Origin of the sequence: Aeromicrobium senzhongii (genome assembly GCF_014334735.1) — a bacterium.
GTDB classification, from domain to species: Bacteria; Actinomycetota; Actinomycetes; order Propionibacteriales; family Nocardioidaceae; genus Aeromicrobium; species Aeromicrobium senzhongii.
Genome location: NZ_CP060587.1, coordinates 3,013,039 through 3,037,314 on the forward strand (window position 1 = coordinate 3,013,039; position 24,276 = coordinate 3,037,314).

At 68.6% G+C, this 24,276-nt stretch carries 22 protein-coding genes; 5 read left to right on the forward strand and 17 right to left on the reverse strand.

Annotation, left to right across the window (positions count from 1 at the left end; translation table 11 throughout):
* Window positions 1-216 precede the first annotated feature (216 nt).
* Together H9L21_RS14715 and H9L21_RS14720 are read left to right on the forward strand one after the other, a co-directional pair.
* On the forward strand, window positions 217-1,371 hold the full coding sequence (locus H9L21_RS14715; RefSeq protein ID WP_154597378.1) for an acyltransferase family protein: 1,155 nt from the start codon (window positions 217-219) through the stop codon (window positions 1,369-1,371).
* Between the two features lie 98 nt (window positions 1,372-1,469).
* Window positions 1,470-2,636: a nucleotide sugar dehydrogenase gene (locus tag H9L21_RS14720; RefSeq protein ID WP_154597377.1), complete on the forward strand. Its 1,167-nt coding sequence runs from the start codon at window positions 1,470-1,472 to the stop codon at window positions 2,634-2,636.
* Window positions 2,637-2,639: 3 nt separating this feature from the next.
* Here the strand turns inward: H9L21_RS14720 and H9L21_RS14725 are convergent, their stop codons facing one another.
* The 5 genes from H9L21_RS14725 to H9L21_RS14745 all read right to left on the reverse strand — a co-directional run bounded on the left by H9L21_RS14725 (window position 2,640) and on the right by H9L21_RS14745 (window position 8,700).
* A complete protein-coding gene (locus tag H9L21_RS14725; protein WP_154597376.1) occupies window positions 2,640-3,575 on the reverse strand; it encodes an adenosine deaminase in 936 nt (311 codons plus the stop codon).
* A gap of 105 nt (window positions 3,576-3,680) precedes the next feature.
* Window positions 3,681-4,241 carry a hypothetical protein gene (locus H9L21_RS14730; RefSeq protein WP_154597375.1) on the reverse strand — a complete coding sequence of 187 codons (561 nt, stop codon included), beginning with the start codon at window positions 4,239-4,241 and terminating at the stop codon, window positions 3,681-3,683.
* Between the two features lie 77 nt (window positions 4,242-4,318).
* Entirely contained in the window at window positions 4,319-5,302 is a 984-nt protein-coding gene (locus tag H9L21_RS14735) for an alpha/beta hydrolase (RefSeq protein ID WP_154597374.1), read from the reverse strand.
* Between the two features lie 102 nt (window positions 5,303-5,404).
* Window positions 5,405-7,531: an acetate--CoA ligase family protein gene (locus H9L21_RS14740; protein ID WP_154597373.1), complete on the reverse strand. Its 2,127-nt coding sequence runs from the start codon at window positions 7,529-7,531 to the stop codon at window positions 5,405-5,407.
* On the reverse strand, window positions 7,528-8,700 hold the full coding sequence (locus H9L21_RS14745) for an acyl-CoA dehydrogenase family protein (RefSeq protein ID WP_154597372.1): 1,173 nt from the start codon (window positions 8,698-8,700) through the stop codon (window positions 7,528-7,530). Before H9L21_RS14745 ends, H9L21_RS14740 begins: the two co-directional genes overlap by 4 nt.
* Window positions 8,701-8,834: 134 nt before the next feature.
* On the opposite strand from H9L21_RS14745, the gene H9L21_RS14750 reads away from it, so the two are divergent.
* The gene (locus tag H9L21_RS14750) at window positions 8,835-9,449 is read left to right on the forward strand and encodes a TetR/AcrR family transcriptional regulator (protein ID WP_154597371.1); all 615 of its coding nucleotides are present in this window, start codon (window positions 8,835-8,837) and stop codon (window positions 9,447-9,449) included.
* A gap of 7 nt (window positions 9,450-9,456) precedes the next feature.
* Here the strand turns inward: H9L21_RS14750 and H9L21_RS14755 are convergent, their stop codons facing one another.
* From H9L21_RS14755 to H9L21_RS14800, 10 genes are all read right to left on the reverse strand, one after another.
* A complete protein-coding gene (locus H9L21_RS14755; protein ID WP_154597370.1) occupies window positions 9,457-10,317 on the reverse strand; it encodes a MaoC/PaaZ C-terminal domain-containing protein in 861 nt (286 codons plus the stop codon).
* Window positions 10,314-11,237 carry an SDR family oxidoreductase gene (locus tag H9L21_RS14760; protein WP_154597369.1) on the reverse strand — a complete coding sequence of 308 codons (924 nt, stop codon included), beginning with the start codon at window positions 11,235-11,237 and terminating at the stop codon, window positions 10,314-10,316. Before H9L21_RS14760 ends, H9L21_RS14755 begins: the two co-directional genes overlap by 4 nt.
* Window positions 11,238-11,280: 43 nt before the next feature.
* Window positions 11,281-12,429, reverse strand: coding sequence for a thiolase C-terminal domain-containing protein (locus H9L21_RS14765; RefSeq protein ID WP_154597368.1), 1,149 nt, complete (start codon window positions 12,427-12,429; stop codon window positions 11,281-11,283).
* Window positions 12,426-12,869, reverse strand: coding sequence for a Zn-ribbon domain-containing OB-fold protein (locus tag H9L21_RS14770; RefSeq protein WP_154597367.1), 444 nt, complete (start codon window positions 12,867-12,869; stop codon window positions 12,426-12,428). Before H9L21_RS14770 ends, H9L21_RS14765 begins: the two co-directional genes overlap by 4 nt.
* Window positions 12,869-13,690 (reverse strand): MBL fold metallo-hydrolase, encoded by an 822-nt coding sequence (locus H9L21_RS14775; RefSeq protein WP_154597366.1) that lies wholly within the window; start codon window positions 13,688-13,690, stop codon window positions 12,869-12,871. The genes H9L21_RS14770 and H9L21_RS14775 overlap by 1 nt, the downstream gene beginning before the upstream one ends.
* A 1-nt stretch (window position 13,691) precedes the next feature.
* A complete protein-coding gene (locus tag H9L21_RS14780) occupies window positions 13,692-15,329 on the reverse strand; it encodes an ABC transporter substrate-binding protein (protein ID WP_187411612.1) in 1,638 nt (545 codons plus the stop codon).
* 62 nt (window positions 15,330-15,391) lie between these two features.
* The gene (locus tag H9L21_RS14785) at window positions 15,392-16,300 is read right to left on the reverse strand and encodes an ABC transporter permease (protein WP_154597364.1); all 909 of its coding nucleotides are present in this window, start codon (window positions 16,298-16,300) and stop codon (window positions 15,392-15,394) included.
* Between the two features lie 11 nt (window positions 16,301-16,311).
* Window positions 16,312-17,253 (reverse strand): ABC transporter permease, encoded by a 942-nt coding sequence (locus tag H9L21_RS14790; RefSeq protein WP_222865798.1) that lies wholly within the window; start codon window positions 17,251-17,253, stop codon window positions 16,312-16,314.
* 2 nt (window positions 17,254-17,255) lie between these two features.
* Window positions 17,256-18,275: an ABC transporter ATP-binding protein gene (locus H9L21_RS14795; protein ID WP_154597362.1), complete on the reverse strand. Its 1,020-nt coding sequence runs from the start codon at window positions 18,273-18,275 to the stop codon at window positions 17,256-17,258.
* Window positions 18,272-19,285 carry an ABC transporter ATP-binding protein gene (locus H9L21_RS14800; protein ID WP_154597361.1) on the reverse strand — a complete coding sequence of 338 codons (1,014 nt, stop codon included), beginning with the start codon at window positions 19,283-19,285 and terminating at the stop codon, window positions 18,272-18,274. Before H9L21_RS14800 ends, H9L21_RS14795 begins: the two co-directional genes overlap by 4 nt.
* A gap of 175 nt (window positions 19,286-19,460) precedes the next feature.
* Between H9L21_RS14800 and H9L21_RS14805 the strand changes: the two genes are divergently transcribed.
* Window positions 19,461-20,945, forward strand: a complete 1,485-nt coding sequence (locus tag H9L21_RS14805) for an MFS transporter (protein WP_154597360.1) — start codon at window positions 19,461-19,463, stop codon at window positions 20,943-20,945.
* A 3-nt stretch (window positions 20,946-20,948) separates the two neighbouring features.
* Here H9L21_RS14805 and H9L21_RS14810 read toward each other — a convergent pair whose 3' ends face one another.
* Complete coding sequence (locus H9L21_RS14810; RefSeq protein WP_154597359.1) at window positions 20,949-22,091, reverse strand: acyl-CoA dehydrogenase family protein; 1,143 nt, start codon at window positions 22,089-22,091, stop codon at window positions 20,949-20,951.
* Window positions 22,091-23,254 (reverse strand): CaiB/BaiF CoA transferase family protein, encoded by a 1,164-nt coding sequence (locus tag H9L21_RS14815; protein ID WP_255467085.1) that lies wholly within the window; start codon window positions 23,252-23,254, stop codon window positions 22,091-22,093. Before H9L21_RS14815 ends, H9L21_RS14810 begins: the two co-directional genes overlap by 1 nt.
* Window positions 23,255-23,422: 168 nt before the next feature.
* On the opposite strand from H9L21_RS14815, the gene H9L21_RS14820 reads away from it, so the two are divergent.
* Complete coding sequence (locus tag H9L21_RS14820) at window positions 23,423-24,262, forward strand: alpha/beta fold hydrolase (protein WP_154597358.1); 840 nt, start codon at window positions 23,423-23,425, stop codon at window positions 24,260-24,262.
* Window positions 24,263-24,276: the final 14 nt, after the last annotated feature.

The following is a 24,276-nucleotide window of genomic DNA, read 5'->3' on the forward strand; positions in this document are numbered from 1 at the left end:
TCATGCTATCTGCGGGAGTGTCTCGCAGTGACCGCCGCATCTCCCACTCCGGGAATACGATCGCTGCGCCTGTGCTCACCGCGCTCACCACTCGGCGTGCGACGCGGAGAAACGAGGTTGGTACATCTCGATCAATGGCTCGACGTGCCTTGTTCCCACGTACCTGCGGCATCCCGATGACATCGTTGAAACAACGTTCACCTACGGTTCCTCATCGTGAGCATTGGGGAGGCATTCGAAAGCCGACGGAACTCGCTAAACCTGATCCGCCTCGCGCTGGCATGTGTCGTGATCCTGTCGCATTCTTTCCCCCTTGGAGCATTCGGTGACGAACCAGTCGTCGGAAATGTCACGTTCGGAACCATGGCGGTTGCGGTGTTCTTCGCCATCAGCGGGTATCTCATCACCGGCAGCCGCGAGTCGGCAGCCTCCGGCTGGCGTTTCATGTGGCACCGGGTTCTTCGCATCCTCCCCGGCTACTACATCTGTCTCCTGGTCATCGCCGTCATCGCGGCTCCGCTGGCATGGGGACACCTGCGAGGAGGCCTCGCTGGTTATCCAGTTGCCGACTCCGTCCGCTACGTTGTCGGCAACCTTGCACTGAAGACAAGCTTCGTGCCGACTATCCCCGGCACCCAAGAAGGCATCGACAGTTCGGTTCAATACTGGAACGGTGCGGCGTGGAGCCTTTTTTTCGAGTTTCTCTGTTACATCGGGGTTGCGATACTCGCCGCATTCGGCTTGCTGCGCACATGGGTTATCGCCGCGACACTGGCCCTCACCAGCGGCATGCTTTTAGCTTGGGAACTCGCACCCGGCCCCATGGTCGATCTCCTGTTCCACTCCCATGACACCTACCGTCTCTTCACAACTGGAACGGTATTCATGGCAGGTGCGCTCCTTTACCTACTCCGCGACCGGATCCCCGACAGCCCAGTTGTGGCGGCCGGCTGTGGTGCAGTTGTGGTCGGCGGAGTTGTGCTGCTCGACCGACCCGAGTGGTTCGTCGCAGGGCCGGTCGCCTACGCGGTCATCTGGCTTGCAATCCATCTACCCTTCTCCGGGGTACTCAGCCGGACCGATGTTTCCTATGGCACGTACATATACGGATACCCAATCGCCACCTTGCTCACGATTTATGGCGTAAACGAGTGGGGCATCCTCGCTTACAACCTCGTGACATTCGCTATCGTGGTGCCGCTTGCCCTCGCGAGCTGGTTCGGGATTGAGCGGCGAGCTATGCGACTAAAGAACGCAGTCCCGTCTCAGAAGGTTGGTCCCCGCCAGAAGCGGGCGAACCGCGCTGACACGGCGCACGGGACATTGCGTGAGCAGCCGAGGAACGACCGCCGCAAACGCCTAGGGCCATAACCATCGGCAGCGCTCGTCGTGAACTCCATCCAGCACTGTCGCCCGCCCGCTCGAAGCGTCCGCACCGACTGAGGTCTGCGTCACCTACGCTTACCCCCATGAAGATCGCGGTCGCCGGTAGCGGGTACGTCGGACTCTCGAACGCCGTAGTGCTCGCTCAGAACCACGACGTCCATCTCGTCGACATCGATCCGGCGAAGATCGAGCTCGTCAACGCCAAGCGGTCCCCCATCGAGGACGTGGAACTCGAGGAGTACCTCCGCACGCGGCCGCTGTCGCTTCACGCGACGCTCGACGCCGAGGCGGCGTACTCCGGAGCCGACTACATCATCGTGGCCACGCCCACCGATTACGACCCCGTCACCAACTACTTCAACACCGGCTCGGTGGAGACGGTCGTGAAGACGGCGCTGTCGATCAACCCCGACGCGCACATCGTCATCAAGTCCACGATCCCCGTCGGCTTCACCGCGGGCCTGCGTGCCCTGCACCCCGACGCGTCGATCATGTTCTCGCCCGAGTTCCTGCGTGAGGGTCGCGCGCTCCATGACAACCTGCACCCTTCGCGGATCGTCGTGGGCGACCAGGGCGGACCCGGCAAGGTCTTCGCCGACCTCCTGGTCCAGGGCGCCGAGGCCGAGGACATCCCCGTCCTACTGACCGAGTCCACCGCCGCCGAGGCCATCAAGCTCTTCGCCAACACCTACCTCGCGATGCGTGTGGCTTACTTCAACGAACTCGACACCTACGCCTCGCACAAGGGCATCGACGCGGCGCAGATCATCGAGGGCGTCAGTCTCGACCCCCGCATCGGCAATCACTACAACAACCCCAGCTTCGGTTACGGCGGATACTGCCTGCCCAAGGACACCAAGCAGCTGCACGCGAACTACCAGGACGTGCCGCAGAACCTCATCAGCGCGATCGTCGAGTCCAACACCACTCGCAAGGACTTCATCGCCGCCGACATCCTCGCGCGCAATCCGCAGGTCGTCGGCATCTACCGGTTGATCATGAAGGCCGGTTCGGACAACTTCCGCGAGTCGTCGGTGCAGGGCATCATGAAGCGCCTCAAGGCCAAGGGCATCGAGGTCATCGTCTACGAGCCCGCGTTCGCCGAGGACTCCTTCTTCAACTCCGAGATCGTGAACGATCTCGAGGTCTTCAAGAAGCGTGCCGACCTGATCGTGGCCAACCGGCGCACCGACGTCCTCGCGGACGTCAGCGAGAAGGTCTACACGCGCGACCTCTACGGGCGCGACTGACCGTCAGCGGAACGCCGACGCCAGCGAGTTCGCCGCCAGCGTCTCCAGGTCCTCGGGCGTCAGTCCCAGCGCATCGCGCACGGCCGTGACGTTGTCGTCGAGGTAGCCGCCGAAGTACGCCGGGTCGTCGGAGTGGATGCTGACGTTCAGGCCCAGCTCGAGCATGCGCTTGAGCGGGTGCTCCTCCATCCGCGCGACGCCCTTGAGGCGCACGTTCGACAGCGGGCAGACGGTCAGCGGCACCTGGTCGCGCACGAGCCGCTCGACGAGGTCGGGATCCTCGAGGCAGCGGACACCGTGGTCGACGCGCTCGACCCCCAGCACGTCGAGCGCCTCACGGATGTAGTCGGCCGGGCCCTCCTCGCCGGCGTGCGCCACCCGGTGCAGCCCGTGCTCGGCGGCCAGGTCGAAGACCTCCTTGAACAACCGCGGCGGGTAGTCGCGCTCGGCCGAGTCCAGGCCGATGCCGATGATCGGGGCACCCATCGCGATCAGCTCGGAGAGCACCTCGACCGCCTCGGCCGGCGGACGATCACGCAGGAAGCAGGCGATCAGGGCCGCCTCGACGCCCGTCTCGGACGGGGACCGCTTGATCGCCGCGCCCAGCCCTTCCATCACCGTCGACAGCTCGACGCCGCGCACCAGGTGCGCCTGCGGGTCGAAGAACAACTCGGCCCGCACCACGTTCGCCTGCGCCGCCCGGTGCAGGTACGCCAGCGCGAGGTCGGTGAAGTCCTGCGCCGTCACCAGCACCTGCATGTTCGCGTAGTACAGGTCCAGGAACGACTGCAGGTCATCGAACTCGTACCGTGCCCGCAGGTCGTCCAGATCCGCGTACGGCAGGTCGATGCCGTTGCGCTCGGCCAGCTCGTAGATCAGCTCAGGCTCGAGGGTGCCCTCGATGTGGACGTGGAGCTCGGCAGCAGGTGACAGGGTCATCGATTCCTCTCGGCGCCATGGCGCGACACGAGCCCGCGACAGGATCGTCGTGGGCTCCCCGCAAGGCTACCGACCGGGTGGGCATCACCCCCGACGTGCGGTGGCTCAGGCCAGGGCAGGCGTCCGCAGCCGTGCCAGCAACAGCAGCTGGATGTCCTCCGGATCGAGGCGCACGGTGTTGTGCGCCGGGCCGTGGCTCTCGGGCAGGTCGCCCAGCACCACGTTCATGCCGTCCGAGAGCAGGACCGCGCTGCCTTCGGCCAACGTGCAGGCGACCAGTCGGCCGGGGCCACGGGGGACGATCGCCGCGAGGTCGATGACCAGGCGCGCCATCACGCGCGGCGCGGTCACGAAGGTGAACCGGCGCCAGCCGTCCGGGTCGACGGACTCGACCACGACGTCACCCTCGGAGCGGAAGTAGCAGTGCACGGACGGGCCGTCGATGAGTGTGACGTCGTCGATGCGGGTCTCATAAAGGCTCAGCGGGTCGACGTCACCGACGGCGGCGAGCACCTCGGCGACGTGCTTGCGTGACAGGCGACCGCTGGGCCCGGGCTGCACGAGCTCGCGATCGACGAACCGCCGATCATGGACCGATCCGATCGCCGGGGCGCCGGTCGGCGCGACGACGAGTTCTGGGTTGGACGCTCTCCACCACGAAGCCATTCGTGTTCCACCTCCATCGGCGCCCCCTGCGCCGTCATACATGAGACCACGCGGACCGTCTCCTGTGACGCGTTTTGTCACATTTGTCCCAGACGCCCCAGAAACTCGATGGAGGCGTCGAGCACCTCGCGCGATTGCGGGCGCGTCAGGTCGAACTGGAACTCATGACCCAGCCCGGGGAAGAAGTACGGCTCGTGCGTGACGTCCAGGTCCTTCAGCCGCTTCGCGAACGCACGGCCCTGCTCGGTCAGCGGGTCGTCGTCGCCACCGCTGAGCAGGGTGGGCGGGTAGGCGGCTGTGGCGTGGTCGACGATGGACGCCTGCTTCACTCGCGGATCGGTGAAGTCGTTCGTCCCGAGGTACGCCCAGCCGACCGTGCGCACGAACCAGCCGCCCGCCCCGCCGGCGTTCATCACCATCGGCGGGTCGTAGGGCCCGCAGTGCAGCAGCGTCCCCCGCAGTTGGGCGGGTTCGAGCGCGGACTCGATGCCGACCTCGCTCGCGTACTTCGGGTTCGTCACCACCGCCGCGTACTGGGCCGCGATCTGGGATCCGGCCGAGTCGCCGGCCAGCACGATGCGATCGGGGTCGACCCCCAGCTCGTCCGCGTTCTCCTGCACGTACCGCAGCGCGTCACCCAACTGGCGCAACGGCACCGGATAGTGGTGGTCCGGCGCGAGCGAGTAGTTGATGCCGATGCCGACGTACCCGTGCTGGGCCAGCAGCCGCAGGTACGGCGCGGGCTGCGACTTGTCACCGCCGATCCAGGCGCCGCCGTGCACCCACACGATCGCCGGCAACGGCTTCGTCTGGTCCTCGGGCGACCACACGTCGAACGTCTCGTTCTTGCCCGTGCCGTAGGCGAGGTCGGTGCGACCGGTCACGCCGGTCGCCGACATGCCCTTGACCTCACCGGTGTCGGTCAGCGAGAACAGCCAGTTGATGACGAACACTCCGGGCCGCGGGCTGAACTGCGCCCACAGTCCGACGGAGAGCAGTGCCACCAACAACACCAGGAAGCCCCGAAGCACCCACCGACCCACCAGCCGCGCGATTCTCACGGCCCGATCGTAGTGGCAGATCGCGGCCCGCCCCGAGACACGGCCGCAATCACCTGAGCGACGCGGACCGCCCGGACGAGCCGAGCGGTCCGCCTCCCTCCGTCACTCGGCGGCCCAGGTCACCAGGGCGTCGAGTGCCTCGATCCGCTCGGCCGAGACCAGGAGGGGATTGACCTCCAGGGCCACCAGCTCGTCACCGAGCTCATGGGCGAGCGCCCCGATCTGGGTGACCACGCGCGCCAGCTCGTCGATGTCGACCGGCTCGCCACCGCGCGCACCCTGCAGGACCCGCAGTCCGCGCAGCGAGCCGATCGCGCGGCGCACCTCGTCCTGGGCGACGGGCAGGACTCGCAACGCGCTCTCGCCCAGCAACTCGACCCAGACGCCGCCGAGGGCGACCGCGAGAGTGAGGCCCCACGCCGGGTCACGCACCACGCCGACCAGGAGCTCGGTCCCACCGCTGCGTTGCGGTTGCACCAGCACCTGGGCACCCGCGTGTCCGGCGCCGGCCGTTGCCGCCAGCACCTGCTCGACGGCCTCGCGCACCTGCTCGGCCGATGCCAGGTCCAGCTTCACGCCGCCGATGTCGCTCTTGTGCTCGAGCCCCTCGACTGCCGCCTTCACGACCACCGGATAGCCGAACCGCTCCGCGGCCGCGACGGCCTCGTCCGCCGACGAGACCAGCTCGGCCGGGACCATCGGCACCCCGTTCGCCGCGAGGAACTTCGCGGCCGACGCCTCCGACCACGACCCCCGGCGCTCGGGCAGGCCGTCGGGGAACGCCGCGGTCACCTGCGGCGGCTGCTGCCGGCCGGCACGATGGTTCCGCAGCATCTCGGACCACCGCACGGCGTGCCCGAGCGCGGTCAGCCCGTGCTCGATGCCGCCGGCGACCTGCGGATAGTCCGAGCCGGCCTGGATCATCCGGCCGGTCTCGTTGATGTCCGTCAGGACGTTGCCGACCGGGATGATCGGCGTGGACGTCTCGCGGATCGTCGCGGCGTTGCGCGAGTACATCTCCAGCGCCAGCTGCGGATCGGGCGTTTGCCGGGGCAGGTCCTGCAGCATCATCACGAAGTCGATGCCGGGGTCGGCCGCCACCACCTGCAGCGCCCGTCCCATCAGTTCCCGGTCGAGCAGCACGTATCCCGTCACGTCCAACGGGTTGTTCGGCGTGGCGAACGACGGGAGCGCCTCCCGCAGCTTGGCCGTCGTCTCGGCGGTGAACTCGGGCAGGTCCAGGCCTTCGTCCTCGGCGCGATCGGCGATGATCTCCGAGGCGCCTCCCGACGGGGTGACGACACCGACCCGCTTGCCCGGCAACGGACCCGTCTCGGCCAGCATCCCGGCCGTGATGATCAGGTCCTCCAATGAGACCACCCGGATGACGCCGAGCTGCTCGAACGCCGCGTCCACGGTCTTGTCATCGCCGACCAGCGCGCCGGTGTGCGCCTGGGCGGTCCGCGACGCCTTCACGCTGCGGCCGATCTTCAGTGCCACGATCGGCTTGCCCGCCTCGAGGGCGGCGCGCGCCACCTCCGCGAACTCCTCGGGCTTGCGCACCGACTCCAGGAACAGGGCGATCGCCTTGGTCTTCGGATCGGCCACCAGGCCGCGGACCACGTCGGTGACCGACATGACCGTCTCGTTGCCCATCGCGACGAGCAGCGAGATGCCGATGTTCCGCGACTGCGCGAACGACAGCACACTGCTGGCCAGCGCGCCGCTCTGCAGCACCACACCGACCGAGCCGGCGATGAGCGGCTGCGGGATCGGCAGACCGTACGGCGTGATGCCGTCGGCCGCGTTGATGAAGCCGTTCCCGTTGGGGCCGAGGATCGTGACGTCGAGCTCCTCGGCCAGGTCGAGCAGCTCGCGCTCGCGGACCGCTCCCTCGCCACCGACCTCGCCGTAGCCGGCCGTGAGGACGACGTAGTGACGCGTGCCCAGCTCCGCACCTTGGCGGATCACCTCCGGCACGACACCGATCGGCGTCATGACGTAGACCAGATCCACCGTGCCGGGGATGTCGGCCAGGGAGGCGAAGGCCGGGGTGTCGTGCACCTGGGCCGCCTTCGGGTTGACCAGGTAGACGTCGCCGGCGAATCCGTTGACTCGCAGGTTGTTGAACGTGGCGACCGACCAGCCCGACTTGTCCGTCGCGCCGACGAGCGCGACGGACTTCGGGCGGAAGAACGCCATCGGGTCGATGGTCGAGGTCCCGGTCATGACAGCGATGCCCCCACGGTCGTGTGACCGCGCAGCAGGTTGCGCGCGATCGTGCGCTTCTGGATCTCGTCGGTGCCCTCGAAGATGCGCAGCAGGCGCAGCTCGCGGTACCAGCGCTCGAGCGGCAGCTCCTTCGTGTAACCCATGCCGCCGTGGATCTGCAGCACGCGGTCGACGACGCGGTTGGCCATGTTCGTGCCGTAGAGCTTCGCGATCGACGAGGCGTGCCGGGCGTCCACACCCTGCTCGACCTGCCACGCGGCCCGCAGCGTCAGCCAGCGCGCCGCCTCCAGCTCGACCGCGCTGTCGGCGATGTGCCACTGGATCGCCTGGTACTCGGCGATCGGCTTGCCCATCGAGACGCGGCTGTTGGCCTGCTCGATCGCCATCTCGATCATGCGCTCGGCGGCGCCCAGGGCTCCCGCGGGGATCATGAACCGGCCCTGGCCGATCCACTGCATCGCCAGGTCGAAGCCGTGGCCCTCCTCGCCGAGGATGTTGCGGTGCGGAACGCGCACGTCCTGGAAGCTGAGGGAAGCCGGCCCCCACTCGCCCATCGTCGGGATCGGGGTGGACTCCCAGCCCATGGCCCGGTCGACGAGGAAGCAGGTGACGCCGCCGTTGGCGCCACGCTCGGGGTTCGTCACGGCGAACACCATGACGAAGTCGGCCTCGTTGCCGTTCGTGATGAAGATCTTCTCGCCGTTGATGATCCACTCGTCACCGTCGCGCACGGCGCGGGTGCGGATGTTCCGGGCGTCCGAGCCGGCACCGGGCTCGGTGATCGCGAAGCAGCTGCGCCGCTCGCCCTCGATCGTGGGGATCAGGAACTCCTGCTTCTGCTCCTCGGTTCCCGCGTAGAGGATGTTGTCGGCCGAGCCGCCGAAGCGGAACGGGACGAACGTGCGGCCGGACTCGCCCGCGATGATCGCCGACATGATCGGGCCCGCGGCCATGCCGCCGTACTCCTCAGGGGTGTTGATGCCCCAGTAGCCGTGCTTGCGTGCCTTGGCCTGCAGATCGCGCAGGGTCTCCAGGTCGATGCCGGGTCGCCCCTCACGCTCGTTGAGCAGCACCGTGGACTCCAACGGCATGACTTCACGGGTGATGAACTGACGCACCGCGTCCTTGACGGCGCGCTGTTCCTCACTGAGTTCGAAGTCGATCATGTTCTCTCCTTTGAGAATGGCTTTCTAGAACTTCCCTCTAGAACTGTGTTTAGCATCACGCACGCTTTCCCTGCCGTCAAGGGGCGATTCGGCCTATGCTGAACCAGCCCTGATGCCGAATGACCGGAGCTTCGATGTCCGCAACCGAACCCACGCGCCCTCCCGGGCGCCGTTGGGCCAAGACCGAGGAGACCCGTAAACAGGTCCTCGAGGCCGCTGCCGACGTGTTCATCGAGCAGGGCTACACGCAGGCCGGGATCTCCGACGTCGTCGAGCGCGCCGGGTCGAGCGTCGGCAGCGTCTACCACCACTTCGGAGGCAAGGCCGAGCTGTACACCGCGCTCTGGGAGGACTACGTCGCTCGGCTGGCGCGTGCCGCCGCTGGCGCCGTCGCCGACATGCGCAACTCCGGCACGACCGATCCGGTGGCCCAGTTCGAGGCCGGCACCCTGGCCTACCTCGAGGCCGTCTGGCGCGACCGCCGGCTGTTCCCGATCTTCTACTCCGGGGACGCCCCTCCGGGATTCGAGACCCAGCGCCGCGAGCGCAGCGCGGAGTGGGTCCGGCGCAACCTGATGGTCCTCGGGCTGGGCAACAGCGTCGAGGACCGGATGACCGTCGCCTCGCTGACCAGCATCGTGGGTGAGGCGGCCCGTTTCTCCGCCGAGTGCAAGACCGCGGCCCAGGCCAAGCGGGTCGCCCGACATGCCGTCGTGCTGATCCGCCGCCTGAACCCCGGTCAGGACTGACGGGGAGTCAGCCGAGCGCGAACCCGGCCCGGCCACGATCGATGACCACCGTTCCGTCGGTCCGTCGCACCCGGAACGCCACGAGACCGGCATCGACGTCCCACACCTCCACCGTCAGCTCGTCACCCGGCAGGACCGGTGCCGAGAAGCGCCCGGACATGGAGCGCATCGCGTCGCCATCGCCCTTGGCCACGGCATCGACGAGCGATCGGCACGTGATGCCGTACGTGCACAGTCCGTGCAGGATCGGCCGCGGGAAGCCGCCCCGCGCCGCGAAGGACGGGTCGCTGTGCAGCGGGTTCCGGTCGCCGCTGAGCCGGTAGAGCAGGGCCTGCCCCGGCCACGAAGCCGTGACGATCCGCTCGTCGGGGTCCCGGTCGGGCACGGTGTCGTCAGGCGCCACGGTGGCCTGGCCCCCGAACCCGCCCTCGCCGCGGATGAAGATGCCTGACCGCGAGGTGACCAGCGGCTCGCCGGTCTCGACCAGCACGGCCTCGGCCGCCGAGCGGACCAGGGCGCCACTGCGCTTGTCCTCGATGCTGGTGACCGTCGAGGTGATCGAGACCGTGCCCTGCGGCGGCAGGGGCCGGTGCAGCTCGATCGCCTGCTCGGCGTGCACGAGCATCGCCGGATCGAAGTCGCCGAGCTTGCGGCCTCGGGTCCCCCACGTCAGCATCACGCCGTACGACGGCACCACCTTCTGACCGCCGCCATCGGGCGGTCCGTGCTCGGTCGTGTACGCCAGGTCCTCCAGCGGGTTGTCGTGACCGGCGCCGACACCGAGCGCATAGAGCAGCGCGTCGGTGCTGGTCCAGGACTTCTCGACCGGGTCGGAGCGCACTCCCACCACGTCGTGGTTGAGGCTCATGCGGGGACCTCCTGCGGGACCTTGCCGTTCATCAGGGCGTTGGGCCGGGCCTGCGCCAGCAGGTCCGGCAGGATCGTGTCGAGGTCCTCGACGGTGAGCCGGCGTTGCTCCTCGACCGACGGGCCGGCGATCCAGCCCTCGGCGACGCTGACGTGGCCGCCGCGCACGTTGAAGACCCGTCCCGTGACGTCCTTCGCGGCCGGACTGGCCAGCCAGGCGACGAGGGGCGACACGTTCTCGGGTGCTCCCGGGTTGAACTCCCCCTCCGCAATCTCGGGACGATCGGTGCGCAGGCCCTCGGTCATCCGGGTCAGCGCCGCCGGGGCGATGGCATTGACGGTGATCCCGTACCGCGCCAACTCGCGCGAGGCGATGATCGTCATCGCCGCGATCCCGGCCTTCGCCGCGCCGTAGTTGCTCTGGCCGGGGTTGCCGTAGATGCCCGACGACGACGTGGTGTTGATGATGCGGCCGTCGACCGGCTCGCCGGCCCGCGACAGTTCACGCCAGTGGGTGGCGACCGCCTTCATGGGGGCGAAGGTTCCGCGCAGGTGCACCTTGATGACGGCGTCCCACTCCTCGATGGTCATGTTGATGAGCGTGCGGTCGCGCAGGATCCCGGCGTTGTTGACCAGGACGTCGACGCGCCCGAACGCGTCGAGCGTGGCGGCCAGCAACCGCTCGGCCCCCTCGGGCTCGCTGATGTCGTCGCCGTTGACGAGGACGTCGCCCCCGCGGGCCCGAACTTGCTCGGCGACCTCCTCGGCCGGCCCCTGCTCGGCACCGGTCCCGTCGAGCGAGGCGCCGAGGTCGTTGACGACCACCGCAGCACCGCGCTCGGCGAACTCCAGGGCGTGGGCCCGGCCGAGACCTCGGCCGGCTCCCGTGATGATGACGACCTGACGGTCGGATGTGGACATGTCGTTCCTCCTGTGATGGACGGGTATGGGGGTCGCCACGGTGCTATCCGCGGGTCAGGACCAAGGTCGCGGCGCTCATGAACATGCCGCCGTTGCCGAGCACGAGGCTCGTCTCGACGTCGTCGACCTGCGCCTCGGCCTGGCCCCGCAACTGACGGACCGACTCCTGGATCGCGAACATCCCGTACATCCCGGTGTGGGTGTAGGACAGGCCGCCGCCGTTGGTGTTCATCGGCAGGGACCCGCCCGGGGACGTGTGGCCCTCGGCCACGAACGCGCCGGACTCACCTCGTCCGACGAAGCCCATGTCCTCGAGTCCGAACAGCGGCACGTGCGCGAAGGCGTCGTAGATCATCAGGTGATCGATGTCGGACGGACCCATCCCCGCCTCGCGGAACGCCGCCTGGCTGGACAGCTCGAACTGGCGGCACCGGCTCATGTCCTCCATCTGCGAGACAAGCGGCGTCGTGGCCGCCTCGCCGGTGCCCGTGACCTGCACCAGCGGCTGGTCCGAGCCGTGGGCCTCGGCGAACTCGCGCGAGGTCACCACGAGGGCGCCGCCGCCATCGGTCACGAGGCAGCACATGAGCAGGGTGAACGGCCAGGCGACCTGGCGCGCGGACAGCACGTCGTCGACCGTCAGCTCGTCGCGGTACATCGCGCGGGTGTTGCGCGACGACCACCGCCGCTGCGCCACCGCGACCTCGGCCATCTGCTCGATCGTGTTGCCGGTCTCGTGCAGGAACCGCAGCGCCGGGACGGTGAAGGTCGTCGGCGGGCCGAGCACGCCGTAGGGCATCTCGAACTGGGCCATCGCCGAGTCGACCGGACGCGCCCACGGTGCGGCACCGACGCGCGACCGGCCGGACTCGCCATGGGTGATCAGGACGACCTCCGCGTGGCCGGCCCGGATCGCGGCGACGGCGTGACGGACGTGGAAGAGGAAGGACGAGCCGCCGACGGACGTGCCGTCGACGTAGGTGGGCGTGATGCCCAAGGCGTGAGCCACCGCCACCGGCCCGGGTCCACCGGTGGACACCGAGGCGATGCCGTCGACCTGGTCGAGGCGAAGGCCCGCGTCGGCCAGGGCACGGCGGGCGGACTGCAGGTGCAGCTCCATCGTGGACAGGTGCGGCAGCTTGCCGAGCTCCTCGGTCTCGGCGGCACCCAGGATGACGACGTCCGTGCTCATCGGCCCGCCTCCTCGTCAGGCTCGAAGACCGGGATCTGCAGGGCGCCCCGGTCCTCGAACGACACCCGCACGGGCAGGTCCAGCGGCAGGTTCTGCGGGTCGGGATCGACGCCGACGACGTTCGTCATCATCCGCGGACCCTCCTCGAGCTCGACCACCGCGATGACCGTGGGCGGGTCGAAGCCAGGGGCCGGACGCGCCGAGATGACATAGGAGTGCAGCGTCGCCCGACCCGAGCAGCGGATCCACTCCAGGTCCTCGGAGCCGCACCGCGGGCACGACGAGCGGGGGTAGAAGAACGGCCGACTGCAGGACAGGCACGACTGGATCCGCAGCTCGCCGGCGGCGGTCCCGTCCCAGAACGGCTGGGTCTCGGGACTGGGGCGGGGCACGAAGCGCTCGGCCACGTCCGCTCGGGGCTTGGTGTCGGTGATGGACATCAGTGATTCGCCTTTCTGGTGGTGGACTCGGGCGCGCTCGAGGGCTCCGAGAGGTAGTGCAGGATCGCCTCGACCGAGGCCTGCGCGGCGCGCAGGCGGACCGACTCGAGGTGGGGATGGATCAGGCGGGCGATCTCCGCCGACGTGTGCCCCCGTGCGGCGTGCCGAGCGACCTGCTCGACGCGCCGCTGCCGATCACTGGTGCGATCGCGCAGGTAGCGACGCGGCTCGCGCACCACCGGTCCGTGGCCGGGCAGGAACACCCAGTCGTCGTCGACCAGGGCGCCCAGCCGCCGCATCGACGTGAGCATGTCCGCGATCGTCCCGTCGGGGTGACTGATGAACGGGTTCACGCGAGCCAGCACGGTGTCGCCGGTCAACACGTACTTCCGCTCCGGCACGACCAGGCTCACCCCGTCGGCCGTGTGGCCGGGAGTGCTGAGCACCCATGCCTCGGTCCCGCCGACGTCGAACCTCGTCCCCTCGGGGACCACCCCGCGCTGCACGCGGGGCCGCACGGGTGCGGACCAGCGCTCGGCCAGCGGGGTGGCCGCATCCGAGTGGTCGTTGTGGTGGTGGGTCAGCAGCACCTCGCGGACCCGTGAGCCGCTGGACCTCACCACCTCGTCGATCGTGTCGAGGTGCGCCGGGTCGTCAGGCCCCGGATCGACCACGACCGCATCGCCGCCACCGGTCAGCACCCAGGTGTTGGTGCCCTCGAACGTCCACGCGTTCGCGTTCGGCGCGAGCACCAGGTGGATTCCCGGTGCCACCTCCACCGGGGTGCCCGGCGAAGGTGCGGCACCGTCGACGTCCCACACGTCAGTCCTTCTTCAGCCAGATGTTCTGGTACTCGCGGGCCGAGTAGTCAGGGTGGGGGTTCCACGAGCGCACCCGCGGCGACAACAGGGTCTGACCGTCGTAGACGTACAACGGCAACGGCGTCAGCACCTTCTCGAGGATGTGCCGGTCGATCTCCTGCAGCGCCTTCTCGCGCTGCGTCGCGTCGGCCATCGCCTTCTGCGCCTCGATCATCGTGTCCAGCTCGGGATCATCGACGTTCGACCAGTTGCGGCTGCCCTTCGAGTGATACTCCGTGCTCAGGTACTCGTCGGCGGTGAGCATCGGCGTCTGCAGGCCGTAGGCGATGTCGTACTTGCCGTTCGGCCAGGTGTCACCGGCATAGGTCGCGTAGTCCTGGACGTCGAGCTCGACGTCGATGCCGATCTTCGCCAGGTCCTCCTGGACCCACTGCGCCTCACGGACGATCGTCTCGCCGTAACCCGTCGTGACGACCATCTTGGCGGAGAAACCGTCAGGGAATCCGGCCTCCTTGAGCAGACGCTTGGCCTCGTCGGGGTCGTACGGGACGAGCTTCTCGACCTCTTCGGTCGGCAGAGCGCCGAACAGGGTCGGCGTGATCGGACCGGTGACGGTGCCGCCGGCACGGATGCCGTCGATCATGCCCTGCTTGTCGATCGCCAGGGCCACGGCGCGACGGACCTTGAACTGGTCGAAGGGCTTCTTGTCGGCGTTCATGTAGACGCGGGTCTGCGTCGTGCCGGCCTCCTGGCTCTTCTGCAGCCCCTTGACCTGGCTCAGCAGCTGGTCCACCTGGCGCTTCTCGGTCGACAAGGTGGTGATCATGTCGATCTTGCCGCTGCGCAGCGCCGCGATCTGCGCCTGCGCGTCGGGCATGATCGTCGTCGTGTAGCCGTCGAGGTACGGCTGACCCTCGACGAAGTAGTCCGGGTGCTTCAGGTAGACGCGCTCCTGGTTGCGCTTCCAGCTCTTCAGCACGAACGGGCCGGTGCCGATCGCGTCGGTCGCCGGATCGAACCCGCCGTTCGTGGCCTCGCACGGCAGGATCACCAGGAACGGGTTCGCCAGCGTCTCGTCGAAGGCCGAGTAGGGAGTCTTCAGCTGGAAGACCAGTGTGCGGTCGTCGGGCGTCGTGAGCGACTCGACGTTCGAGATCAGGCCCAGCGCGTGCCCCTGGATCTCCTTGATGCGGTCGAAGGTGCACACCACGTCTTTGACGGTCAGCTCTCGACCGTTCACCGGAGCCTTGTCGTGCCACACGACGCCGTCGCGCAACGTCACCGTCCACGTCTTCGCGTCGTCGCTGGACTCCCACTTCTCGGCGAGGTCCCCCTCGACCTCGTTGGTGCCGTAGTCGACGTCGGGACCGGTCTTGAACGCCAGCAGCCGGCTGTACACCGCGCCGACGGCGCTGTGCACCGAGTACGCCGGCTCCTTCTGCGGATCGAGTGAGGTGGCGTCCGCCGTGCCGGCAATCTGGAAGGTGCCACCGGACTGCGGCGGCCCGTCGTCCTCGACGAGCGCGCCCTTGCCGGAATCGGTGCTGCCTCCGGACGAGCTGCCGAAGCAGCCGGACGCGACGACCGCCGTGGCGGCGAGAGTCGCGGCGAGTCTCGCCGTGCGATGGGAACGGTGCATCGTGTCTCCTTGGGATGTGTGGTGGCGCGACCCGGAAGAGGTCGGTGAAGCGGTCGGGGCCGTCATCGGCGTTGCTTGGGATCGAGGAAGTCGCGCAGGGCGTCGCCGAGCAGGTTGAACGCGAGCACCGAGAGCGACAGGGCCAGGCCCGGGAACAGGGCCATCCAGGGCGCGATCTCGAGCTGGCGCGAGGCCTCGCTGAGCATGCGGCCCCACGAGGGTGTGGGCGGCGGTGTGCCGATGCCCAGGAAGCTCAGCGCCGACTCGGCGATCAGCACGATCGCGAACAGCAGGCTCGTGACCACGAACAGCGGCGCCATGAGGTTGGGCAGGCCGTAGCGGAACAGGATCCGCGGGGTGCTGCAGCCCACGGCGCGAGCCGCCTCGACGTACGTCTCCTCGCGGATGCGCAGCATCTCGCCGCGGGAGACGCGGTTGAACGCCGGGACCACGAGCAGGGCCAGGGCCAGGATCGTGTTCCTGATGCTCGGGCCGAGCAGCGCCGCGACGAACAACAGCAGCACGATCGACGGCACCGCCATGAGCGAGTCCATGACGCGTTGGATGATCGTGTCGACCCACGTGCCGCCGAAATAACCCGACACGACACCCAGCAACAGTCCGATCAGGCCGCCGATCGTCAGTGTCGCCACCGAGATCAACAGCGACGTGCGGGCGCCGTACATGACGCGGCTGAGCACGTCTCGGCCCAGCTCGTCGGTGCCCATGAGGTGACTCCCGTTGGGCGGCACCATGATCTGGTCGCGGTTCTGCGCCAGCGGGTTGTACGGCGCGAGCCACGGCGCCAGCGCGGCCAGCGTGACGAACACGACGATGATGATCGCCGCGGCCGCACCGAGCGGCTGCTCCTTGAGGTAGCGCAGGATCCCCCGTCGCGGCGTGAGGACCTTGGGCTCGACGGCCCGACGTGAGTGCCGAGGCACCAGGATGTGGATTCCGGGAATGGTCATGGCACGCCTTCTCAGTAACGGATCCGGGGATCGACGATCGCGTACAGGACGTCGACGATGAGGTTGACGAGGATGAACAGGCCGCCGTAGACGATCACGCAGCCCAGCACGACCGGGTAGTCGCGCTGCTGGACCGCGTCGAAGATCAGCGACCCCATGCCGGGGATGGAGAAAATCGACTCGAGGATCACGGTGCCGCCGAGGATCGAGCCGACCTGCAGGCCCAGCAACGAGAACACCGGGATCAGGCTGTTGCGGCCGGCGTGCTTGAACAGCACGTTCCACTCCGAGGCCCCGCGGGACCGGACGGTGCGGATGAAGTTCGACCCGAGCACCTCGAGCATCGAAGACCGCAGCATGCGGGCCACCCCGGCCATCGAGCCGACCGCGAGGGCGAACGCCGGCAGCGCCAGGTGGGCCAGGTTCTGTGCCAGGTTCTCGCCGGGACCGACGTAGACCAGGGGCGGCGACCAGCCGAACCACTGCGCCAGGAAGGTGATGAGCAGCAGCGCCAGCCAGAAGTTCGGCACCGACATCCCCACGACCGCCAGGACCCGCATCGCCTGGTCCAGCGGCGAGTTCTGCTTCAGCGCCGAGGCGACCCCGAGCGGGATCCCCAGCATCAAGCCCAGCAGGAGCGCGAGCAGGCCCAGCTCGAGGGTGGCCGGGAGCCGCTCGGTGATGTGCTCCAACACGGGACGGCCGTCCTCGAAGGAGGTGCCGAAGTCCAGCCGGACCAGGTCGGACATGAACGTCACGAACTGGCTCAGCACGGGCTGGTCGAGGCCCAGCTCGGCGGCCCGCTGGGCCACCTGCTCCTCGGTCGCGCCCGGGGCGTCGGCCAGTTGCAGGCGGACCACGTCTCCGGGGATCGCCCGCAGGGTCAGGAAGGTGAAGGAGGCGACGAGACCCAGGACGAGGAGTCCGTAGCCGAGTCGACGACTCGTGAACATGATCATGACCGGGCTCCGCTCTCCGCGCCCTGGACCAGGTGGCAGGCGGCGGATCGATCACCGAACGCCACGAGATCGGGCTCGACGTGGTCACAGGGCTCGAAGCGTCGCGGGCACCGGGTGTGGAAGTGACACCCGGACGGCGGCCGGCTGGGGCTGGGGATCTCGCCCGACAGCGGTGCCCGCAGCTCGCCGCGCCGCTCGAGTGACGGGACGGCCTCGACGAGCGCGGCCGTGTACGGGTGCAGTGGGGCACCCATCAACGTGTCCGTGGGCCCGGACTCGACGAGCTTGCCCAGGTACATCACGCTGATCCGGTCGGACATGTACCGCACGACGTTCAGGTCGTGGGCGATGAACAGGTAACTCAGGCCCAGCTCGCGCTGGACGTCGCGCAGCAGGTTGAGGATCTGGGCCTGGACCGAGACGTCCAGTGCCGAGACCGCCTCGTCGCACACGATCAGCTCGGGGTTCGTCGTCAGCGCCCGGGCGATGCCGATGCGCTGGGCCTGGCCGCCGGAGAACTGGTGCGGATAGCGCTCGAGGGCGGTGACCGGCAGCCCGACCAGGTCGAGCAGCTCGCGGCAGCGCTTGCGTCGCGAGTCCTTGTTCCCGACGCCGTGGACGATCATCGGCTCGGTCAGGACCTCCTCGATCGTCATCCGCGGGCTGAACGAGCTGACCGGATCCTGGAAGACCAGCTGCATGCGACGGCGCAGGTGTTCCAGGTCGCGGCGGCGCAGCGTCGAGACGTCGGTGCCGTCGAACCGGACCGTGCCGGCGGTCGGCGTCAGCAGGCTCAACGCGAGCCGGCCCAGGGTCGACTTGCCCGAGCCGGACTCACCGACCAGGCCGACGGTCTCGCCGCGGCGCACCGACAGCGACACTCCGTCGACGGCTCGCACCGGCGGTTGCTTGCGGCGGCCGGGGAAGTGCTTGACCACCTGGTCCAGCGCGAGGAGCGTGTCGGCCGCGGGAGCCGGCTCGCCCACCACCAGTGGGCGCACGACCGGGGCGCTCATCCGACCGCTCCGGCCAGCTGGACCGCCTCGGCGGTGCCGGTCCCTGCGCGCCAACACCGGGCGTGGCGCCCGTCGAGGTCCAGCAGCGGCTGCGGCTCGAGGCAGCGATCACCGTCCGAGAGCGGGCACCGACTCGCGAAGCGGCATCCCTGCGGCATGACGTCGAGCGCGGGGACGACACCCGGGATGGCGGGCATCGGCTCGTCGCGCGGGGTGTCGGGGCGAGGGATCGCCCGCAGCAACGCCTGCGTGTAGGGATGACGGGGGTCGCTGAGGATCTGCTCGGCCGTGCCGGTCTCGACCACTTCGCCGGCGTAGAAGACGACCACGCGATCGGCCATCTCGGCGACCACGCCCATGTCGTGCGTGATCAGCATCAGGGCCACGCCCGTCTCGCGCTGGAGGTCGCGGATCAGGCGCAGCACCTGCGCCTCGACCGTCACGTCCAAGGCGGTGGTCGGCTCGTCGGCGATCAGCAAGCGGGGGGAGCACGCGAGCGCCCCGGCGATCATGACGCGCTGACGCTGACCGCCGGAGAGCTGGTGGGGGTACGCGTCGACCTTCGACTCCGGATCGGGGATGCCGACCTGCGACAGCAGCTCGACCGCGCGGGCCCGGGCCTGCTTGCGGCTCAGCCGCTGGTGCACCTGGATGGCCTCGCGCAACTGGCTGCCGATCGTGAACAGCGGATCGAGCGCGGTCATCGGGTCCTGGAAGACGATCGAGATGTCGTTCCCGCGGATCCGCCGCAGCTGCTGCCGGGTGGCGTGGGTGATCTCTTCGCCGTCCCAGGTGACCTTGCCGCCACTGATGCGTCCGTTGCCGAGGAGCCCGAGCATCGCGAGCGCCGTGACGCTCTTGCCCGAACCGGACTCACCCACCACCGCGACGGTCTCGCCGGCGTGGATCTCCAGGCTCACCCCGCTGATGGCTTCGACGGTCCGGCCGCCCGTGCGGAACTCAACGTGCAGGTCGTCGACCTCGACGAGCCGGCCCTGTGCTGTGGTCATCCTTGATCCCCAATCTAGAATGCGACTCTAGGATGGCTAGATCATCCGCCCGTGTTCCGGATGTGTCAAGGGTCACATTGAGCACCATCGGCCCCACGTCGTATGACTTCCGCGGCACGAGCCCTCGGGATATACAAGAATGAGGTTTTAGAATAATGTTCTAGTTGGAGGTGACGTGAAGAGCCAACACTCGGGCACCAGTGCTGCCGCATGGTCGACGTTGTTCGTCGTGTGCCTGGTCAGCATGCTGATCGGCCTCAACTCCAGCACCGTCAACGTCGCGCTGCCGGCGTTGACCCGCCACTTCGACGCGACGCACTTCGAGGCCAGTTGGCTCGTGCTGTCGTACATGGTCGCCAGCACCGCCTCCCTGCTGCTCTTCGGGCGGATCAGCGACATGGTCAACCAACGGCTGCTCTACCTCGGCGGACTGGGCACGTACACCCTCTGCAGCCTCGCCTGCGGATTCGCCCCGACCGTGGAGTGGCTCATCGGCCTGCGCATCCTGGCCGCCCTGGCCGGAGCGGTCCTGCTCGGCAACGGCGCGACCCTGATCCACTCGATCTTCCCCAAGGTGTCCCTGGGCACGGCGATGGGCCTGTACGCGGCGTCCTTCCCGGTGGCCAGCCTCATCGGACCGATCGCCGCGGGCATCGTGCTCGAGTTCACCGGGTGGCGCTGGGTGTTCTGGTTGAACGTCCCCATCGGCGTGGTCGCCCTGGCCGTCGGCTTCCTCCTGCTGCGCCGAGACCCCGAGCGCGCGGAGGGGATCAGCCTGGACCTCACCGGGAACACCCTCGTGATCGTGGTCATCACCCTCACGACCGTCAGCATCTCGATGGTCAGCGAGTTCGGCTGGGCCAGCCCTTTCGTCTACGGCGGCCTGCTGATCTCGCTGACGCTGCTACCGCTGCTCGCGTTGGCCGAGCGCCGCAGCCGACATCCGGTGATCGACGTCGCCACCTTGCGCACGCACGGGATCGGCCTGCTGCTGTTGGCCGGGTTCTTCCTCAGCGCCGGCCGGTTCCCGGCGATCGTGCTGATGAGCCTCTACCTGCAGGGCCCCCTGGACCTGCGACCCGTCGAGACCGCGGTACTGCTGCTGCCCATGCCGATCGGCAGCATCCTGGGATCGCTGTGCGTGGGCTGGCTCTCGCGGCGCCGTCACGCCCGGCAGATCTCGATGATCGGAGCCGTCGTCGGACAGGTCGGCATGATGGCGCTGACCGGGGCGGTGTTCGCCCAGCACGAGTGGGTCCTGGCCGGGAGCCTGGTGTTCGTGGGCATGGGCACGGGGCTGTTCATCGGGTCGAACGCCACGTCACTGCTCGAGGCCACACCCGACGAGAGCCTCGGAGTCGTGAACGGCATGCGCCTGGCCGTGCAGAACACCGGCAACGTCCTGAGCCTCGCGCTCGCCCTGACGCTGTTGACCGTGGGGCTCTCGCCCGGCCTGAGCGAGGCCGTCCTGCAGGCCTCGATCCCCGGCAGCCAGGCCCCGCCGCAGATCATCGCCGGGTTCGGCTGGTCCTTGACTTTCCTGTGCGTCCTGGGTCTCGTGGGCACGGTCGTCTCGATCACCGCCGCCTCTCGACGACGCGCGCCCACCCGCGAGGTCGAGGTGCCTGCCGCGTTGAGCAGCGTCTCCGAGACCCCCTGACCGTCAGATGCCCATCGAGCGGCCGATGATCTCCTTCATGATCTCGGTGGTGCCGCCGTAGATCGTCTGGATCCGGGTGTCGAGGTACGCCTTGCTGATCGGGTACTCGCTCATGTAGCCGTAGCCGCCGTACAGCTGCAGGCAGGAGTCGGCCGTCTTCTTCTGCAGCTCGGTCGTCCACCACTTGCCCGCGGCGGCATCGTCGATCGACAGCGTGCCCGCGTTGAGCGCCTCGATGCTGCGATCGACGAACACCTGCGCGATGCGCTGCTCGGTCTCCAACTCGGCCAGCACGAAGCGCGAGTTCTGGAACGATCCGATCGGCTTGCCGAAGGCCTTGCGGCTCTTCACGTACTCGAGCGTCTGGTCGATCATCGTGCGGCACGCGGCGGCCGCGACCACCGAGATCGTCAGGCGCTCCTGCGGCAGCTTCTCCATCAGGTAGACGAAGCCGCGGCCCTCCTCGCCGATGAGGTTCTCGACCGGGACGCGCACGTCGTCGAAGAACAGCTCGGCCGTGTCCTGGGCCTTGAGCCCCATCTTGTCGAGGTTGCGACCGCGCTCGAAGCCGGCCATCCCCCGCTCGACGACGATCAGCGAGACGCCCATGGCGCCCGCGTCGGGGTCGGTCTTGCAGGCGACGATCACGAAGTCGGCGTTGATGCCGTTGCTGATGAACGTCTTCGAGCCGTTGAGGACGTAGTGGTCGCCCTCGCGCACCGCCGTCGTCTTCATGCCCTGCAGGTCCGAGCCCGTGCCCGGCTCGGTCATCGCGATCGCGGTGATCATCTCGCCCGTCACGAACTTCGGCAGCCAGCGCTGCTTCTGCTCGTCGGTGGCATAGCTGAGCAGGTAGCCCGAGACCAGGTCGGTGTGCAGCGGGAATCCCACGCCGCTGGCGCCGACGCGGGTCAGCTCCTCCTGCAGCACGACGTTGTACCGGAAGTCGGAGACGCCGCCGCCGCCGAACTCCTCGGGCATCATGAAGCCGAGGATCCCCAGCTCGCCGGCCTTCAGCCAGACCTCGCGCGGGACGATGCCGTCGTGCTCCCACTGCTCGTGGTGCGGGACGACCTCCTTCTCGAGGAAGTTGCGCACCGTGTCGCGGAAGGACTCGTGCTCGGACTCGAACAGCGTGCGCTGCATCAGCTCTCCTGGTTCTCGACGACGACCTTGTTGTGGATCAGGTCGTCCACACCCTCGATGCCCCAGTCGGTCAGGGCCTCTCGCGTGCTGGCGCCCGGACGGTCCGGAGCGCGGTGGATCGTGGTCTCGGTGACCGAGAAGCGCGGCGCGGGCGCCGGCTGGGTGACGCCGTACTCGGTGACGTAGGTGTCGCGGGCGACGTTGTGCGGGTGCTCGAACGCCTCCTCGAGCGGCATGACGGGCGCGACGCAGGCATCGGTCTCGGCGAACAGCGCCGTCCACTCGGCCTGCGTGCGGCTGAGGAACCAGCCGCGCAGCGTGGCGCGCAGCTCGGTCCAGTTCTTCGGGTCGTTGCGGTCGGGCAGGTCGCCGAGCCCGACCGACGCGAAGACCTCCTGCATCGCGTACCAGAACTGCGGCTCCAGCCCGCCGACGCTCATCCAGTAGCCGTCCGACGTCTCGTACACGTCGTAGAACGGGGCCCCGGTGTCGAGCAGGTTCTCGCCGCGACGCGGCGACCACACCCCCGACTGCTGCATGCTGACGATCATCGACATCAGGTGCGCGACCCCGTCGGTGATCGCCGCGTCGACGACCTGTCCCTCGCCGGTGGCGCGCGCGTGGGTCAGCGCCGCCAGCACCCCGGTGACGAGGTACATCGAGCCGCCGGCGAAGTCGCCGAGCAGGTTGAGCGGCACCTGCGGAGGTCCGCCGGCCCGGCCGATCGGGTCGAGCCCACCGGACACGGCGATGTAGTTGATGTCGTGCCCGGCACGGTCCGCCAGGGGGCCGGTCTGGCCCCAGCCGGTCATGCGGCCGTAGACGAGGCGCGGGTTCCGCTCCAGGGCGACGTCCGGTCCGAGACCGAGCCGCTCCATCACGCCGGGGCGGAACCCCTCGATGAGGATGTCGGCGCGCTCGATGAGGCCGAGCACCACGTCGACACCTTGATCGCTCTTGAGGTCGATCGCGGCGCTGGGCCGGTTCCGGCCGAGGACGTCGCGCTCGGGGGGCGCCACCTGCAAGGCGTTGCCGCCGGGGCGATCGATGCGGATGACATCGGCGCCGAGGTCGGCCAGGAGCATGGCGGCGAACGGTCCGGGGCCGATCCCCACCATCTCCACGACACGTACGCCGGCGAGCGGTCCTGTGGTCTGGGTCACGCGTGCGATTCTGACACCATCGCTGTCACAGTGGCAACAGGAACCGTGCGCTCGCCGCGTGAACCCCGCCTGTGCGTCGGTTCACACTGCGGGAATTCTGTGCCATGCTGCGATGCGACATCGCAAGTGTCACATCGGCGGGGGTCGGTGTGCGAGAACGGGAGTCCCATGCTGAGCGAACTGGCGTACACGCGACGAGGACAGGGTGAGCCGCTCGTCCTGCTGCACGGCATCGGACACCGCCGCGCGGCCTTCGAGCCGATCTTCGACGACCTCGCGGAGTCCTACGACGTCATCGCGGCGGACCTGCCGGGGCTGGGCGACTCGCCGCCACTGCCGAAGGGCACGGGCTACTCGGCCGAGAACGTCACCGCCGCCATCGTGGAGAACTTCCAGAAGTGGGGCATCGAGAACCCGCACGTCGTCGGCAACTCCCTCGGCGGCCTGCTGGCGATCTCGCTGGCCCAGAACGGGCACGCCCGCTCCGCCACCTGCCTGGCCCCGGCCGGCTACTTCCGCCCGTGGAGCCTGCTGCAGGCCGGTGTCACCCTGATCCCGCTCAAGATCGGCTCGTACCTGCCGAAGCCGATCCTGCGCCTGGTCTCGAAGACCACCTTCGGCCGGTTCTTCATCGGCTGGTCGCTCTACCACCGGCCCGGCCGCTACGCCCCCGAGCGCGCCTACGGCGACTCGCTGGCGATGAAGAAGGGGTCGGGCTTCTGGCCCTACTTCTTCCGCTGCATCCCGCTGGGCTTCACCTCGCCCGAGTCGTTCCGCGGGTCGGCCCGGGTGCCGCTCACGATCGCGTGGGGCGACAAGGACAAGATCCTGCACAAGTCGCAGGCGAAGCTGGCCGCCAAGCGGATGAAGCGCGCCGAGTTCGTGACCCTGAAGGACTGCGGCCACGTGCCCATGGGCGACGATCCCGAGCAGGTCGTCGCCGCGATCCTGCGCACGGCCGAGCGCGCCGACCTGACCGTGGCGCAGGACGACGCGTTCGTCGCCTGATCGCGCCCGACCCC

Coding starts and splice junctions, on each gene's coding strand:
- H9L21_RS14720 (WP_154597377.1), top strand. CDS start 1,470: ATGAAGATCGCGGTCGCCGGTAGCGGGTACGTCGGACTCTCGAACGCC.
- H9L21_RS14725 (WP_154597376.1), bottom strand. CDS start 3,575: ATGACCCTGTCACCTGCTGCCGAGCTCCACGTCCACATCGAGGGCACC.
- H9L21_RS14730 (WP_154597375.1), bottom strand. CDS start 4,241: ATGGCTTCGTGGTGGAGAGCGTCCAACCCAGAACTCGTCGTCGCGCCG.
- H9L21_RS14740 (WP_154597373.1), bottom strand. CDS start 7,531: ATGACCGGGACCTCGACCATCGACCCGATGGCGTTCTTCCGCCCGAAG.
- H9L21_RS14745 (WP_154597372.1), bottom strand. CDS start 8,700: ATGATCGACTTCGAACTCAGTGAGGAACAGCGCGCCGTCAAGGACGCG.
- H9L21_RS14750 (WP_154597371.1), top strand. CDS start 8,835: ATGTCCGCAACCGAACCCACGCGCCCTCCCGGGCGCCGTTGGGCCAAG.
- H9L21_RS14755 (WP_154597370.1), bottom strand. CDS start 10,317: ATGAGCCTCAACCACGACGTGGTGGGAGTGCGCTCCGACCCGGTCGAG.
- H9L21_RS14760 (WP_154597369.1), bottom strand. CDS start 11,237: ATGTCCACATCCGACCGTCAGGTCGTCATCATCACGGGAGCCGGCCGA.
- H9L21_RS14765 (WP_154597368.1), bottom strand. CDS start 12,429: ATGAGCACGGACGTCGTCATCCTGGGTGCCGCCGAGACCGAGGAGCTC.
- H9L21_RS14770 (WP_154597367.1), bottom strand. CDS start 12,869: ATGTCCATCACCGACACCAAGCCCCGAGCGGACGTGGCCGAGCGCTTC.
- H9L21_RS14780 (WP_187411612.1), bottom strand. CDS start 15,329: ATGCACCGTTCCCATCGCACGGCGAGACTCGCCGCGACTCTCGCCGCC.
- H9L21_RS14785 (WP_154597364.1), bottom strand. CDS start 16,300: ATGACCATTCCCGGAATCCACATCCTGGTGCCTCGGCACTCACGTCGG.
- H9L21_RS14790 (WP_222865798.1), bottom strand. CDS start 17,253: ATGTTCACGAGTCGTCGACTCGGCTACGGACTCCTCGTCCTGGGTCTC.
- H9L21_RS14795 (WP_154597362.1), bottom strand. CDS start 18,275: ATGAGCGCCCCGGTCGTGCGCCCACTGGTGGTGGGCGAGCCGGCTCCC.
- H9L21_RS14800 (WP_154597361.1), bottom strand. CDS start 19,285: ATGACCACAGCACAGGGCCGGCTCGTCGAGGTCGACGACCTGCACGTT.
- H9L21_RS14810 (WP_154597359.1), bottom strand. CDS start 22,091: ATGCAGCGCACGCTGTTCGAGTCCGAGCACGAGTCCTTCCGCGACACG.
- H9L21_RS14820 (WP_154597358.1), top strand. CDS start 23,423: ATGCTGAGCGAACTGGCGTACACGCGACGAGGACAGGGTGAGCCGCTC.